At 68.0% G+C, this 14419-nt stretch carries 13 protein-coding genes and 1 pseudogene; 8 read left to right on the forward strand and 6 right to left on the reverse strand.

All coding sequences use genetic code 11. The annotated features are described in order from the left end of the window. The 3 genes and pseudogenes from prfB to E8A12_RS09890 all read right to left on the reverse strand — a co-directional run. Positions 1-847: pseudogene (prfB, locus tag E8A12_RS09880) on the reverse strand (peptide chain release factor 2); the annotation flags it as partial. 43 nt (positions 848-890) lie between these two features. Then, the gene (locus E8A12_RS09885; RefSeq protein ID WP_293368156.1) at positions 891-3284 is read right to left on the reverse strand and encodes a penicillin-binding protein 1A; all 2394 of its coding nucleotides are present in this window, start codon (positions 3282-3284) and stop codon (positions 891-893) included. 92 nt (positions 3285-3376) lie between these two features. After that, positions 3377-4552, reverse strand: coding sequence for an N-acetylmuramoyl-L-alanine amidase (locus E8A12_RS09890; protein WP_293368158.1), 1176 nt, complete (start codon positions 4550-4552; stop codon positions 3377-3379). A gap of 481 nt (positions 4553-5033) precedes the next feature. Between E8A12_RS09890 and E8A12_RS09895 the strand changes: the two genes are divergently transcribed. The 5 genes from E8A12_RS09895 (at position 5034) to E8A12_RS09915 (ending at position 11987) form a co-directional block, all read left to right on the forward strand. After that, positions 5034-7694, forward strand: a complete 2661-nt coding sequence (locus E8A12_RS09895) for a ribonuclease E/G (protein WP_293368160.1) — start codon at positions 5034-5036, stop codon at positions 7692-7694. A gap of 41 nt (positions 7695-7735) precedes the next feature. Then, a complete protein-coding gene (locus E8A12_RS09900; protein WP_363211903.1) occupies positions 7736-9145 on the forward strand; it encodes a M48 family metalloprotease in 1410 nt (469 codons plus the stop codon). 53 nt (positions 9146-9198) lie between these two features. Next, positions 9199-9948, forward strand: a complete 750-nt coding sequence (locus E8A12_RS09905) for a DsbA family protein (RefSeq protein WP_293368164.1) — start codon at positions 9199-9201, stop codon at positions 9946-9948. 75 nt (positions 9949-10023) lie between these two features. Continuing rightward, positions 10024-11532 carry an FAD-dependent oxidoreductase gene (locus E8A12_RS09910; protein WP_293368166.1) on the forward strand — a complete coding sequence of 503 codons (1509 nt, stop codon included), beginning with the start codon at positions 10024-10026 and terminating at the stop codon, positions 11530-11532. A 32-nt stretch (positions 11533-11564) separates the two neighbouring features. Further along, positions 11565-11987, forward strand: a complete 423-nt coding sequence (locus tag E8A12_RS09915) for a hypothetical protein (protein WP_293368168.1) — start codon at positions 11565-11567, stop codon at positions 11985-11987. Here the strand turns inward: E8A12_RS09915 and E8A12_RS09920 are convergent. From E8A12_RS09920 to E8A12_RS09930, 3 genes are read right to left on the reverse strand one after another with little or no spacing between them, the layout of a single operon-like run. After that, on the reverse strand, positions 11984-12775 hold the full coding sequence (locus E8A12_RS09920) for a thiazole synthase (protein ID WP_293368170.1): 792 nt from the start codon (positions 12773-12775) through the stop codon (positions 11984-11986). The two genes, E8A12_RS09915 and E8A12_RS09920, sit on opposite strands and share 4 nt — an antisense overlap. 2 nt (positions 12776-12777) lie before the next feature. Then, entirely contained in the window at positions 12778-12978 is a 201-nt protein-coding gene (gene thiS, locus E8A12_RS09925) for a sulfur carrier protein ThiS (RefSeq protein ID WP_293368172.1), read from the reverse strand. Beyond that, positions 12975-13208 (reverse strand): hypothetical protein, encoded by a 234-nt coding sequence (locus tag E8A12_RS09930; protein WP_293368174.1) that lies wholly within the window; start codon positions 13206-13208, stop codon positions 12975-12977. Before E8A12_RS09930 ends, thiS begins: the two co-directional genes overlap by 4 nt. A gap of 74 nt (positions 13209-13282) precedes the next feature. Between E8A12_RS09930 and aroQ the strand changes: the two genes are divergently transcribed. The 3 genes from aroQ to E8A12_RS09945 all read left to right on the forward strand — a co-directional run. Further along, complete coding sequence (gene aroQ / locus E8A12_RS09935; protein WP_293368176.1) at positions 13283-13726, forward strand: type II 3-dehydroquinate dehydratase; 444 nt, start codon at positions 13283-13285, stop codon at positions 13724-13726. 24 nt (positions 13727-13750) lie between these two features. Further along, the gene (accB, locus tag E8A12_RS09940; protein ID WP_293368178.1) at positions 13751-14236 is read left to right on the forward strand and encodes an acetyl-CoA carboxylase biotin carboxyl carrier protein; all 486 of its coding nucleotides are present in this window, start codon (positions 13751-13753) and stop codon (positions 14234-14236) included. A gap of 4 nt (positions 14237-14240) precedes the next feature. Then, on the forward strand, positions 14241-14419 hold a 179-nt coding region (locus E8A12_RS09945; RefSeq protein ID WP_293368180.1), incomplete at its 3' end, for a biotin carboxylase N-terminal domain-containing protein.

Raw genomic sequence — 14419 nt, forward strand, 5'->3', positions numbered from 1 at the left:
GCGGTTCTGGTGCTGTGAGCGGCCGGCCTGGCAGGCCACGGCGATGCCGGTGGGAATGTGGGTCAGGCGAACGGCGGAATCGGTCTTGTTGATATGCTGGCCGCCCGAGCCCGAGGCTCGGTAGGTGTCGGTGCGCACGTCGGCGGGATTGATGTCGATGACGATGGTGTCGTCCACCACGGGATAGACCCAGACGGACGCGAAGCTGGTGTGTCGCTTGGCGGCGGCGTCGAAGGGCGAGATGCGCACCAGGCGATGCACACCGGCCTCGGTCTTCAGCCAACCGTAGGCGTTGGGCCCCTTGATCTGCAGGGTCGCCGACTTGATACCGGCCTGATCGCCGGAGGTCTCTTCCAGGAAATCCACTTCCATGCCGTGGGCGTTGGCCCAGCGGGTGTACATGCGCAGCAGCATGCCGGCCCAGTCGCAGGACTCGGTGCCGCCTGCGCCGGAGTTGATTTCCACGAAGGCGTCGTTGCCGTCGGCCTCGCCGGAGAGCAGCGCTTCCAGTTCGGCTCGCGCGCCGCGCTCCTTGATCGCCTTTAGTTGGGCGCGAGCTTCCTCGAGGGAGGCCTCATCGCCCTCCTCGTCGGCCATCTCGGCATAGCCCAGGGCGTCGGCGAGGTCTCGCTCCAACCCCTTCACCGCATCGATCTGGCCAGCCAAGCGGGTGCGCTCGCGCATCAGGGCCTGGGCGGCCTCGGCATTGTCCCAGAGGGTCGGGTCCTCGACCCGGGCGTTCAGTTCGTCCAGACGGCGGAGCGCGGGCTCCCAGTCAAAGACGCCTCCTGAGCAGTTCGATCGACTGCTCGATGTCGGCCTTGGCGGCCTCGACATCCAATCTCATGGGGACACTCCAGGTAGCGGACGCGCCAGATAGGCCGACACGGCTATTCGTACAAGCCGTTGACCTCGTCCTTCTTGACCGGCGGCTTTGGCGGCGCTTGCGGGTTCACGGCGGCCGCAGCGTTGGGCGCTCCCGTGATCCCATTGCCGAACACCTGGTCGTAAGGCTGCGGCCCCGTGAGGCTGTCGTCCACGAGCTTCGGCTCGGTGCCGGGCTTGAAGGCTTCGCGGATCCCGCGGACCATGGCGTAACGGGCGTTGGGCGGGGCCTTGAAGTCGTCGGGAGCGAAGAGCTTGTTCGCCTCCTGCATGAAGCCGATGAAGATCGGCAGGGCCGCGCGCGCGCCTTGCTCACCCTCGCCCAGGCTGCGGTTATCGTCGAAGCCGATGTAGGTGCCCACCACGATGTGCGGCGTGAAGCCCACGAACCAGGCGGAACGGAACTCGCTGGTCGTGCCGGTCTTGCCGCCGGTGGGGCGCCCCAGGACACTGGCGGCGGCGCCCGTGCCGCGCTGGACCACGCCCTGCAGCATCGAGGTGATCTGATAGGCGGTGATCGGGTCCCAGACCTGCGCGCCGCTCGGCTGGATGCGCGGACTCTCGTCGCCGTTGAAGCCCATGGTGCAGTGGTCGCAATCGCGCTGGTCGGCCTTGAAGATGGTCTTGCCTTCGCGGTCCTGCACCAGTTCGATGAGGTGCGGCTCCACCTTCCGCCCGCCGTTGACGAAGGCGGCGTAGGCGCCAGTCAGGCGGAAGACCGTGGTCTCGCCAGCGCCCAGCGCCATGGCCAGGACGTTCTCCATCTTGGTCACCACGCCCAGCCGGATCGCCGAGGCGCTGATTTTCGGCATTCCGACACCCTGAGCGAGGCGCACGGTCATGGTGTTCAGCGAGAGCTCCAGGCCCTTTCGCAGCGGAAGTGGCCCCAGGTACTCGTGCTCATAGTTCTCCGGCGTCCAGGCCTGGCCGTTGGCCCCGGGCAGCGAGATCGGGCCGTCGACGACGATGCTGGCCGGCGTGTAGCCGTTTTCCAGCGCCGTCGCATAGACGATCGGCTTGAAGGCCGAACCGGGCTGGCGGAAGGCCTGGGTCGCGCGGTTGAAGCTGGAAAGCGAGAAGGAATAGCCGCCGACCATGGCCAGCACCCGGCCGGAGTCGGGGTCCATGGCCACCAGGGCGCCGTTCACTGCCGGCACCTGCTTCAGACGGAAATCGGCGCCGCCTTTGTCGTCGGGCGCCACGAAGATCAGGTCGCCCGCGCCGATCCCCTTGCCGGCCCGCGCCCAGGTCACGTCCTCGGCGGCCAGGGCGCCCGTCTGCCCTCCCACGGTCTTGATCCGCACGCCGCCCTTGACGTCGGTGACCACAGCGGCCTCCCAGGTCCGGCGCTCTGCGGGCGTCACAGTCGTCTTGGCCACCTGCTCCCAGCCGGTGAGCGTCGTGACGTGGCCCCAGGCGCCGCGCCAGCCGTGGCGACGATCGTAACGCTCCAGGCCATCCATCAGCGCCGTGCGGGCCGCGCTCTGCAGACGCGGGTCCAGCGTGGTGCGCATGTAGTAGCCGCCCTCGGTAAGGCGCGGACCCAGGGTCGCCAGGCCCCGGCGGCGGACTTCCTCCACGAAATAGTCGGCGTCGCGGTACTTGGCCCGCGTCGGCTCCGGCTGGACGACCAGGTCCTCCTTCTTGGCGGCGTCGGCCTGGGCGCGGGTCACCCAGCCGGAATCGGCCATCTGGTCCAGCACCCAGTTTCGGCGTTGCATGGCCTGCGCCTTGCGTCGGATCGGATGGTAGTTGTCCGGTCCCTTGGGCAGCGAGGCCAGATAGGCGCTCTGGGCCAGGTCCAGGTCGGTGATCGATTTGCCGAAATAATTGTAGGCCGCCGCGCCCACGCCATAGGACCGGTAGCCCAGCCAGATCTCGTTCAGATAGAGCTCGAGAATCCGCTCCTTGGACAGCGCGTGGTCGAGCTGCTGGGCGATCATCGCCTCTTTCAGCTTGCGTCCTAGGGTGGCGTCGTTGGTGAGCAGGATGTTCTTGGCCACCTGCTGGGTGATGGTCGAGCCGCTCTCCAGCCTGCGCCCCTGGGCGATGTTGACGATGTCCTTGGCGCTGGCGCGGATGATGCCGGTGTAGTCGAGGCCGGCGTGCTTGAAGAAGTTGCGGTCCTCCGCCGCCAGGAAGGCCTGGGCCAGCTGCGGCGGGATGTTGTCGTAGGGCACGAAAATCCGCCGCTCGCGGGAGAATTCGCCGATCAGGGTCCCGTCCCAGGCATAGGCGCGCGTCGCCGTCGGCGGATGGTAGTCGGCGAGGTCGGAGGCGTCGGGCATGTCGTGGAACAGCCACGCAGCCCAGATGGCGACGGCGAAGCCCGCCACAGCGATGAGGCTCAGCACCGTCACGCCGGCGATCGCGACCCATCTTTCGCGGGGAAGATCCAACGGACTAACGGCCTCCAGAGGCGCCCCGCCCCTTGCCCGCTCGGTCTAACCGGCTTCGGATGCGGCGCCAACGGGCGCCCGCGGCCACTGCGTCAGCGCGACGCGAGTCTCGTCGCTTCGGCGAAGTAGTCGTCGATGGCGTCGCCGACCGAACCCATCAGGCGTTTGCGCTCGGCGGGGTCGCGGAGGAAGGCCTCGTCCTCGGCGTTGGTGACGAAACCCATCTCCAGGAGGACGGCGGGTACGTCAGGGGCCAGCAGCACCATGAAGCCGGCGTCGCGCTGGCTGCGGCGCAGCAGGGGCGCCTTGCCGTCGATGTGGGTGACCAGGTTGGCGGCGAAGGCCGCCGAGCGGTTCTTGGTGTTGCGCTGGGTCAGGTCGAAGAGGATGTCCTGCACCCCGCGGTCGCCCGTGAGGCTCGCCTTCATGAACCAGTCGTCCTGCTTGACGAAGCGGGCGGCGCGGTTCGAGGCCTTGTCGGAGAGGGTGTAGACCGATGCGCCGCGCACATTGGCGTCGCCGCCCGAGTCCGAGTGCAGCGAGATGAAAAGGTCGGCGCCGGCGCGTTGCGCGATCCGCACGCGGTCCTGCAGCGGCACGTAGGTGTCGTCCTCGCGGGTCAGCACGACCACATAGCGGGGCGAGCGTTCCAGCCGCTCCTTTAGCGCCAGCGCAGCGGCGAGGTTGACGTCCTTTTCGAAGCCCTGCGCGCCGAGCGCGCCGGGATCGTGACCGCCGTGGCCAGGGTCGATGACGATCACCTTCTTCAGCGAGATCGGCTGGGCGTGGACGACCGCCGGGATGATCTGCGGGCGCAGTTTCAGCGCCACCGGGATCACCGGGGCCTTGGCGCTGGTCATCCGTACCTGACCCGGCGCGGAGATCACGTCCACCACGTAGCGGTAGTGGTCAATGCCGTCGGCGGGCGGCAGCAGGAAGCGGCCCTTGATCTTGGCGTCGGGCGCGAGGTCCATCTGCAGACGCGCGCCGCCGGAGGTCTGATCGACGGACCAGGCCTTCACCAAACCTTGGCCCTGCCCCTGAAGCCCACCGGCAGCCGAGACTGTCGGCAGCACCAGCACCGCGTGGCCATCGTTGGCGCCGTCGGCGACGAGACGCGCGCTGGCGGCCTGATCGAGGTCCATCACTAGCCGGGTGGCTTGCGAATCGCCGCCCAGACGCACCTTCAGGAGGCCGCCCACCGCGCCGGCGGCGTGAGAGGCGACCGCACCAGCCAGGCCCACGGCGACAGCGGCCGCTGCGGCCATCGCCACGCGCCCCCGGTTCCGCATCAGGACCCCTGCCCCCAACCGCATTCCTGCCTCAGCCCCTGGAGAAGTCCTTCAACTCCTCAATTCAACAGCCATATACGCGCTGAGCCGGTGGACAAAAGATTAACCACACCTTGCCGGGTGCGACCTTTTCGGTACGGCTTTCCTTTTGCGGCCCAGTGTTGCAATGTCCAACCGCGCGCCAAACCGCCTCTCGCGTCATGCGGGGCGAAGGGTCGCGCGAACAAAAGCCCGCGTCAGCTGACCGTTTTCCGGCGAGCGACGCCCTATCCGATCCGCGCCATTCCGGCGCGCCTAGGAACACACTCGATGGGCAGCGCTGCTCACGCCACATACCGGCCTCAGGCCTCCGGAGACGCCGTCCTCGGCGCCCTCTCCGTCGGCGCGCGCGTCCATCCCACAAACAGCGAGCTGCGCCTGGTCCGAAAGCCCAGAGCGCGCTGCGGAGATAATCTGAATGTCCAAGAACATGTTGATCGACGCTGCCCACGCGGAAGAAACGCGTGTGGTCGTGGTCGACGGAACCCGCGTTGAAGAGTTCGATTTCGAAAGCTCAAACCGCAAGCAGCTCAGAGGGAACATCTATCTCGCCAAGGTGACGCGCGTTGAGCCGTCGCTGCAGGCGGCCTTCATCGAGTATGGCGGCAATCGCCACGGCTTCCTGGCCTTCAACGAAATCCACCCCGACTACTACCAGATCCCGGTCGCCGACCGGGAAGCGCTGATGCGCGAGGAAGCCGAGGAAGAGGACGACCACCACGAGCCGCGCAGCCGCCGCAAAGCCGCCGACGCTGCTGAGGGCGGCTCCGAGGACGACGACGAGGACCATGACACCGCCTCCGAGGACGACGACGACGTCATGGAGGAAGAGGTCGCCCGCCGCCGCCGCCGGCTGATGCGCAAGTACAAGATCCAGGAAGTGATCCGTCGCCGGCAGATCATGCTGGTTCAGGTCGTCAAGGAAGAGCGCGGCAACAAGGGCGCGGCGCTCACCACCTATCTGTCCCTGGCCGGTCGCTACGGCGTCCTAATGCCCAACACCGCTCGTGGGGGTGGCATCAGCCGCAAGATCGAGACCGCCACCGACCGCCGCCGCCTGAAGGGCATCGTCCAGAGCCTGGATGTGCCGCAGGGGATGGGCCTGATCGTCCGCACCGCCGGCGCCAAGCGCACCAAGGCCGAGCTGAAGCGCGACTACGACTACCTGCTGCGCCTGTGGGAAAACATCCGCGAGACGACGCTCCACTCCATCGCCCCTGCCCTCATCTACGAGGAAGAGGACCTGGTGAAGCGGGCGATCCGCGACCTCTACGACAAGGACATCGACGGCGTGTTCGTCGAGGGCGAGGCCGGCTTCAAAGAAGCGCGCGAGTTCATGCGCATGCTGATGCCCAGCCAGGCCAAGAAGGTGCAGCTCTACCGCGAGCCGACGCCGTTGTTCGTCAAGCACCGGGTCGAGGACCACCTCAGCCAGATCTATTCGCCGGTCGTGCCGCTGCGCTCGGGCGGTTATCTGGTGATCAACCAGACCGAGGCCCTGGTGGCCGTCGACGTGAACTCCGGAAAGTCCACCCGCGAGCGCAACATCGAAGCCACCGCGCTGAAGACCAACATGGAGGCGGCCGAGGAAGCCGCCCGGCAGCTGCGCCTGCGTGACCTTGCCGGACTGATCGTCATCGACTTCATCGACATGGATGAGTCGAAGAACAACCGCGCCGTCGAAAAGAAGCTGAAGGACTGCCTGAAGGACGACCGCGCCCGCGTGCAGATGGGCAAGATCTCCGCCTTCGGCCTGATGGAAATTTCCCGCCAGCGTCGCCGCACCGGCGTGCTGGAGGGCACCACCCACGTCTGCGAACATTGCGGCGGCACCGGACGGGTTCGTTCGGTGGAGTCCAGCGCGCTGGCGGCCCTGCGCTCGCTGGAGCTGGAAGCCCTGAAGGGCGGCGGCGAAGCGACGCTGAAGACCCCCCGCGCCGTCGGCCTCTACATCCTCAACGAGAAGCGCGCCCACCTTGCGCGGCTGCAGCAGACCCTGGGACTTTACGTCACCATCCTGGTGGATGACGACATGATCCAGACCGACTGCCTGATCGAACGCACCTCGATGGAGCAACGGCCCGACCACGCCATGGTGGCCGCGCCCGCCGCGGCCTATGCGCCGATGGTCGACGACGGCTACGACGACGAAGCCTTCGAGGACGAGGAAGAGGACGAAGAAGAAGAGGTGGCCCTCGAACGCGAGGACACCGACGACGACGAACCGCACGCACGCGTCGAGCGTCCGGCCCGCGACGACGATGCCGAGGAGGGCGAAGGCGCCCGCCGCGGCCGCCGCCGCCGCCGCCGCGGACGCCGTGACGGCGAACCGCGCGAGCCGCGGGAAGCCGGCGCCTCCGCGCCCCGCCCGGCCGAAGCGCCGCGCGACGACAGCGAAGGCGGCGAAGGCCGCCGCCGACGCCGGGGCCGGCGCGGCGGACGCCGCATGCGTGACGATAGCCGCCCGGTCGACGCCTTCTCCTGGGTGCGCCCCTGGGTGCCCTACGGCGACGACCCGTTCGTCTGGTACGATCCTTCGGAAGACATGAAGAAGGCCCAGGCGCCCGCGCCGGCTCTGAGCCCAGCCAACGACATGCGCGAAGCCCCGCGCGTCGCCGCCGAGGCTGCTGCGCCGGCGCCGACCGCCATCGCCCGCACAGCGGACGGCGGCGACGAGGAGGTCTGGGTCGAACTGCCCGCCGCCGAGGAACGACCGAAACGACCGCGCCGTAGCCGCGGCCGCGGTCGAGGCGGCGCCGATCCCATCGCCGCGGAGGCGCTGACGCCCGCGCCCGAGGCGGAAGCGATCGCCGCAACCGAGCCTGAACCGGCGCCGGAACCGGAGCCCGTGGTCGCCGAGACTGCGCCGCCCGCCAAGAAGCCGCGCGCCAGCCGCGCGAAGGCCAAGCCTGTCGCCGCCGCCGAGCCGGTCGTGGAGGCCGTCGCCGTCGCCGCGTCCGCCGCCCCGGAACCGGAACCTGCGCCCAAGCCCGTGGCCGCCGCGTCGCGCGAACCGGACCCGGCGGAGATCTCCGCCCCGCCCGCCGCGCCTCGCAAAGGCTGGTGGCGGCGGGGATGACGCGCTAGATTCTAAACGGGGGGCGTAGTCGAGAGATGAGAATGGCCGCCTCTGCCCGCTCGGTTTCCCGCATCGCGCTCGCCGCAACCCTGGCCGTCAGCATGGTGCTGCGGCCTGGGCTCGCGGCCGCCCAGTTTGCGCCGGGCGACAGCCTGATCCGAGACACCGAGATCGAAGAGATCCTGCACCGCGACGTGGCGCCGATCTTCCGCGCGGCAGGCATCGATCCGAAGGGCATCCAGATCGTCCTGATCGGCTCCAAGGACCCCAACGCCGCCGCGGCGCCGGGCGTGATGATGGTCACCACGGCGCTGATCATGCAGTCGGACAATCCGAACCAACTGCAGGGCGTCATGGCCCACGAAATCGGCCACCTGGCGGGCGGCCACAGCTTCCGTTCCGGGGAAATGCAGCGCGCCGGCATGGTCCCCATGATCCTGACGATGGGCCTGGGCGTGCTGGCGGCGATCGCCGGCGCCGGGGACGCGGCGGCAGGGCTGATCTCCAGCGCGCCCTACTTTGGCGCGCTCGGCGCCATCGGCTTCAGCCGCGAACAGGAAAGCCGCGCCGACCAGGCCGGCGCCACCTACATGGAAAAGGCCGGCCTTTCTGGACGCGGCCTGGCGGAATTCTTCGACAAGTACCGCTACCAGGAGGTCTTCGCCCAGTACCGTCGCTACAAGTTCTTCATCGACCACCCGCTGTCGTCGGACCGCATCGAGTCCCTGCAGGTGCGGGTGGCCGCGCTGCCGCACTACTACAAGAAGGACAGCCCGGAAGCCGTCGCCGAGCACGAGATAATGAAGGCCAAGCTGGAGGGCTTCATCAATCCGCAGGCCTCGCTCGGCAAGTTCGACGAGAAGGACCTGTCCTATCCCGCCCGCTACGCCCGCGCGATCGCCTACTACCAGCTGAAAGAGCCGGAAAAGGCGCTGAAGCGCGTCGACGACCTGATCGCCGAACAGCCGGACAACGCCTTCCTCTATGAGTTGAAGGGCCAGATCATGTTCGAGTTCGGCCAGGTGGAGGGAGCCGAAACGCCGCAGCGCAAGTCCGTGGAACTGCGCCCCGACGCGCCGCTCCTGCGGATCAACCTCGGCCAGACCCTGATCGCGCTCAACAGCCGGCCCAAGACCGAGGAAGCCATCGCTCAACTCAAGAAGGCGCTGACCCAGGAAGAGGACAATGCGGCCGCCTGGCGGGTCCTCGCGGAAGCCTATGACAAGCACGGCGACGAGGGGCTCGCGCGCCTCGCCACCGCCGAATTCGAGTTCAACGTCGGCAATATGCCGCTGGCCCGCCAATTCGCGATCCGCGCCCGCGACAGGCTGCCGAAGGACAGCGCCGACTGGCGCCGCGCCACCGACATCCTGCTGGTCTCCCAGCCGACCGGCGATGACCTGCGACGCGGTGGCGGGCAGGGTCTGACGTTCAGCAGCGAAGTCCGCTGACGGCCAAGCCGGATCGCCTCGCAAAAGTCGCCAATCCGTCCTATCTGGCGGGCATGACATTCCTGCTCCACGGCCGCCTGGCCCCTGCCCTCGCTGTCCTGGCCCTTTCCGCAGCCAGCCTCGCCGGTTGCCAGAAGGCCGACGACGCCGCCTTCGGCCAGCGCGTCCACGCCTACCTGGTGGCCCATCCGGAGGTGCTGCGCGAAGCAGGTGACAAGCTGGCCGAAAACGACCGGGTCGCAGCGACCAAAGCCTCCACCGACGCCATCGCCAGGTTCCGCGGCCAGCTGGAGCACGACCCGCGCGACTTCGTGGCCAATCCGAACGGCAAGATCACGGTCGTGGAGTTCTTCGACTACCGTTGCGGCTACTGCAAACTGGCCGCGCCGGAGGTGGTCAAGCTGATCGACGAGAACCCGGACGTGCGGTTTGTCTTCAAGGAGTTCCCGATCTTCGGCGAGGTCTCCGACACGGCGGCCAAGGTGGCGCTGACCCGCGAGGCGAAGACCAAGGGCGTGCAGCTCTACCAGGCGCTGATGAGCGAGAAGGCCCTGGACGATGCGGCGCTGGACCGCCACCTGGCGGAAGTGGGCGTCGACCCGGCCTTGGCGCGCAAGAACGCCGAGCATCCGCTGATCGAGCGTCAGATCCTCGACACCCACGCTCTCGCCGAGAACCTGAAAATCGAGGGAACCCCGGCCTTCATCATCGGCGACACCATGATACCGGGCGCGGACATCGCCGCGCTGAAGGCCGCCATCGCCGGGGCCAAGGGCGGCCCGGCGGCGAAGAGCACCAGCTGATTAACGCGCAGGCCTTGACCTGAGGGCAGCCGGATCTTGCCGTAGTCTGCGGTCGAGACTTTAGGAGCAGGCGGAATGACGCAACGGGTGCTGGTGATCGGCGCAGGGATGGCCGGGCTCTGGACGGCGCTGGCGCTGGCCCCCACTGGCCGCCAGGTCACCCTGCTCGAGCGCGACGCGCCGCCTCCGGAGGGCGGCGCGGACGCGGCCTTCGACAGCTGGGCGCGCCGCGGCGTCGGGCACCTCCGCCACAGCCACGCCTTCCTGGCGCGTCTGCGCCTGCTGATCCGCAACCAGCATCCTGAATTGCTGGATGAGCTCCTGGCCGCAGGCTGCCGCGATCTGGGCTTCGAGGGCGGTCTCACCGATATCCACAAGCGCAGCTATAGCCCCGAGTCCGTGGACCGCGATCTGGCCGTGCTGACCAGCCGGCGCACGACGCTGGAACTGATCATGCGCCGCTATGTGGCGCGCCAGCCCAATGTGGTCATCCGCTCGGGCGCTTTCGTGAAAGCGCTGCAGATCTCCGCGGACCCGGTCCCGGTCGTGATTGGCCTGGTCATCGAGGACGCGGACGGCGTCCATGAATTTCCGGCGGACATTGTGGTCGACGCCGCCGGACGTACCTCCGACGCGGTCGAACAGCTTCGCGCGGCGGGCGCGGCGATTTCTGAGGAGTCCGAGGACTGTGGCATCCTCTACTTCACCCGCCACTATCGCCTGAACCCCGGCGTGGAAGAGCCGCCGCGCGGCAAGGACCCCCTGACGGGCGACTTGGAGTACCTGAAGTTCGGGGTCTTTCCGGCGGACAACGGCTGCTTCTCGATCACCCTTTGCGTGCCTAACGTCGAGGAGGAACTGCGCAAGAACATCGTCGATCCGGCGACCTTCGACGCGGCCTGCGCCCTCCTGCCGGGCCTGGCGCCATGGACCGACTCCGCCACCGCCACGCCGATTAGCCGCGTGTTCGGCATGGGCGACCTGCACAGCCGCTGGCGCGACTTCGCGCCGAACGGCAAGGCCGCGGTGCTGGGCTTCTTTCCGGTAGGCGATAGCCTGGTGCGGTCGAATCCGCTGTTCGGCCGCGGATGTTCCTTCGCCGCGGTGGGCGCCCACTTGCTGCGCGACGCCATCCAGATGTTCGAGGACCCAGCCGCGCGGTTGGAGGCCTACCAGCGGCGCATCGGCGCGGAGCTCGGGCCCTACTACAAGACCATGCGCGACGCCGACCGCAGCGCCATCCGCCGCGCGCGCCACGCGCTGACCCCCGGCTATCAGCCCAGCCTGAAGAGCCGCCTGGCCAAGGGCTTCCTGGAGGATGGCGTCGCCATCGCGGTGCGCTCCGACGTGGACCTGTTCCGCGCCGCCCTGCGCGGCTTCCACATGCTGGAGGACCCGCAGGCCTGGCTCAAACGACCGAAGAACCTGGCCAAGGTGCTGGGCTACTGGGCCCGGGGCAAGGCGCGCAACGCCGAGGCCTATCGGCCGCGCGGCGGGCCGGAGCGTGCAGAGATGCTGGCAGGCCTGGGCCTGTCGCCGGAGCTCGATATCCAGCGGGTCGCGGAAGGCCTGCAATCCGCCTAAGCTTTGAAGGACATCTTCTAGAGGTCCGTCCCATGCGTGGTGCTTCGCTGGCTCTCGTGCTCACCCTGTCGCTTGCCGGCGTCGCCCTGGCTGCGGGCGCGGACCTCAAAACCGAGATGAAGACCGTAGTGGACGCAGCCACCACGACCATCTTCGCGGTCGGCGGCGACGTCGATCCGGCTAATGGCCCGGACGCGGCCAAGGTCCCGGCCTCGCGCTGGGCCGAGGCGGTCGCGGCGGCTCAGAAGCTCAAAGGCCCCGCGGCCAACCTGAACAGCGCCGAGAACAAGGCGAAAGGCCCAGTTTGGGCCGCGTCTGCCGCCGACTTCGCCCGGCTGGCCGGCGACGCTGAAAAGGCCGCGATGAAGAAGGACGGCGCGGCCTTCTCCAAGGCCGCCAACGACCTCGGCGACACCTGCACCGCCTGCCACGCGAAGTTCAAGGCGCAGAGTTAGATCAGCCCGACCATCGGGGACGAGGGATCGGCGTAGGACTTCTTGGCCATCCGACCGGCCAGAAAGGCCTCTCGGCCGGCGATCACCGCATGCTTCATGGCGACCGCCATACGGATCGGGTCCTTGGCGCCGGCGATGGCGGTGTTCATCAGAACCGCGTCGCAGCCGGCCTCCATGGCCAGCACCGCGTCCGACGCCGTGCCCACACCGGCATCCACCAGCACCGGCACCTTCGCCTGCTCGATGATCAGGCCGAGGTTGAGGAAGTTCTGGATGCCGCGGCCGGAGCCGATCGGCGCCGCGGCCGGCATGATCGCCGCCGCTCCGGCTTCCTCGAGCTTCAGCGCATAGACCGGATCGTCTGAGCAATAGACCATCACCTGGAAGCCGTCGGCAATCAACAGCTTCAGGGCCCTGAGCGTCTCTTCCATGTCCGGCAGCAGGTGCTTGGTGTTGGACAGCACCTCCAGCTTCACCAGATCCCAGCCCCCGGCCTCGCGCGCCAGGCGCAACGTGCGAACCGCCTCCTCACCGGTGAAACAGCCGGCGGTGTTCGGCAGGAAGGTGAAGCGGTCGGGTTTAACGTAGTCGACCAGCATCGGCTGACTGGGATCGGAGAGGTTCACGCGGCGCAGCGCCACAGTGACGATCTCGGCGCCCGCGGCCTCCGCGGCGGCGGCGTTCTCGGCATAGGTCTTGTACTTGCCGGTGCCGACGATCAGCCGCGACGTGAAGGTGCGGCCAGCGACCGTCCAGGTATCCTCGGCAGCCTGGGTCGATCCATCCATTCTCAGCCGCCTCCGATGAAGTGCACGATCTCGATCTGGTCGCCGTCCGCGAGCGCCGTCTTCAGATAGGCCGACCGCGGCACGATCTCCAGATTTCGCTCGATCGCCACCTTGCGCCCGTCCAAGCCCAGCGCCGAGACCAGCGCCGCGAGATGCGGCAGCGGCTCGAACGTTCGGCGTTCTCCGTTGACGGTCAGGTTCATTGGGCGATCTCTGTCTCGATCCCCAATCTAAACCAGCGACGAAGGGCGACACCGCCCCAAATCGCCTCGACGAGGCCGAAAGGCCAGGCGCCCTGGAGGAATCCGTAGGCTGATCCCAACCAGCAGGAGCCTGCAAAAGCCAGCACCCACCAGGCGGAACGGGCCTCAAATGCGTAGCTCACCAGCATGGCGGTGACGGCAAACAGCCCAAAGGCGCTTAGTGCGCTCATCGCGCCTCCTTTCGCTAAGCTTGTGACCCGCTGCCCCGCCCGGTACAAGACGGCGGAATCGACGGCGGAGCCGAATGTCGAAACCGATCTATGTGCTGAGCGGGCCCAATCTCAACCTCCTGGGCGTCCGCGAGCCGGAGATTTACGGACATCAGACCTTGGAAGACGTGCAGCGGCTCTGTGAAGCCCGCGCGTCGGCCTTGGGCCGCACCGTCGTGTTCCGGCAATCGAACCACGAGGGCGAGCTGATCGACTGGATCCAGGAGGCCCGCGACAAGGCGTCCGCAGTGGTGATCAATCCGGCCGGCTATGGGCACACCTCGGTGGCGATCCTGGACGCGCTGAAGATGGTCGGGATCCCAGTGATCGAATGCCACCTCTCGAACCCCGCCGCGCGCGAGGCGTTCCGCCACCAGACCTACGTCTCCCTCGCGGCGACCGGCGTCGTGTGCGGCTTCGGCGCCGCGAGCTATGAACTGGCCGTCGAGGCAGCCGCGGGCCTCACCCGCGAACAATAAGACTGAAGAAGCGAAGGTATCTCCATGGCTAGCCCTCCCAAGGCCCCCGCCGCCGATCCGATCGACGCGCGCCTGGTGCGCAGACTGGCCGACATCCTGACGGAAACCGGCCTCTCGGAAATCGAGGTCGAACATTCCGGGCTGAAGATCCGCGTCGCCAAGACCCTGACCGCCGCCCCGATGACCTATGCCGCCGCACCCGCCCCAGTCGCGGCGCCTCCTGCGGCCCCGCAGGCTGCTGTTGGCGTCGAACCCGCGGTCCCGGCCCGCGCCAGCGGCGACGAGGTGAAATCGCCCATGGTCGGCAGCGTCTATCTGCAGCCCGAACCCGGCGCAGACCCCTTCGTGAAGGTCGGCGACACGGTCGCCGCCGGCCAGACCCTGATGATCATCGAGGCCATGAAGACCATGAACCCGATCCCCGCGCCCAAGGCCGGCAAGATCGTGGCGATCCTGGTGGAGGATGGTCAGCCCGTGGAGTTCGGCGAGCCGCTCGCGGTCATCGGCTAAGATCATGTTCGACAAGATCCTCATCGCCAACCGTGGCGAGATCGCCCTTCGCGTACACCGAGCATGCAAGGAAATGGGCATTTCCACTGTCGCCGTGCACTCCGAGGCCGACAGCGGCGCCATGTGGGTGCGCCTTGCCGACGAAAGCGTATGCATCGGGCCGCCGTCTGCGGCGAAGAGCTA

The sequence above is a fragment of the Phenylobacterium sp. genome (assembly GCF_004799395.1).
Lineage (GTDB): Bacteria > Pseudomonadota > Alphaproteobacteria > Caulobacterales > Caulobacteraceae > Phenylobacterium.

What these genes read in the sequence shown, in the direction of transcription:
- E8A12_RS09890 (WP_293368158.1), bottom strand. Translation starts at nt 4,552, where the DNA reads ATGGCCGCAGCGGCCGCTGTCGCCGTGGGCCTGGCTGGTGCGGTCGCC.
- E8A12_RS09895 (WP_293368160.1), top strand. Translation starts at nt 5,034, where the DNA reads ATGTCCAAGAACATGTTGATCGACGCTGCCCACGCGGAAGAAACGCGT.
- E8A12_RS09900 (WP_363211903.1), top strand. Translation starts at nt 7,736, where the DNA reads ATGGCCGCCTCTGCCCGCTCGGTTTCCCGCATCGCGCTCGCCGCAACC.
- E8A12_RS09905 (WP_293368164.1), top strand. Translation starts at nt 9,199, where the DNA reads ATGACATTCCTGCTCCACGGCCGCCTGGCCCCTGCCCTCGCTGTCCTG.
- E8A12_RS09910 (WP_293368166.1), top strand. Translation starts at nt 10,024, where the DNA reads ATGACGCAACGGGTGCTGGTGATCGGCGCAGGGATGGCCGGGCTCTGG.
- E8A12_RS09915 (WP_293368168.1), top strand. Translation starts at nt 11,565, where the DNA reads ATGCGTGGTGCTTCGCTGGCTCTCGTGCTCACCCTGTCGCTTGCCGGC.
- E8A12_RS09920 (WP_293368170.1), bottom strand. Translation starts at nt 12,775, where the DNA reads ATGGATGGATCGACCCAGGCTGCCGAGGATACCTGGACGGTCGCTGGC.
- thiS (WP_293368172.1), bottom strand. Translation starts at nt 12,978, where the DNA reads ATGAACCTGACCGTCAACGGAGAACGCCGAACGTTCGAGCCGCTGCCG.
- E8A12_RS09930 (WP_293368174.1), bottom strand. Translation starts at nt 13,208, where the DNA reads ATGAGCGCACTAAGCGCCTTTGGGCTGTTTGCCGTCACCGCCATGCTG.
- aroQ (WP_293368176.1), top strand. Translation starts at nt 13,283, where the DNA reads ATGTCGAAACCGATCTATGTGCTGAGCGGGCCCAATCTCAACCTCCTG.
- accB (WP_293368178.1), top strand. Translation starts at nt 13,751, where the DNA reads ATGGCTAGCCCTCCCAAGGCCCCCGCCGCCGATCCGATCGACGCGCGC.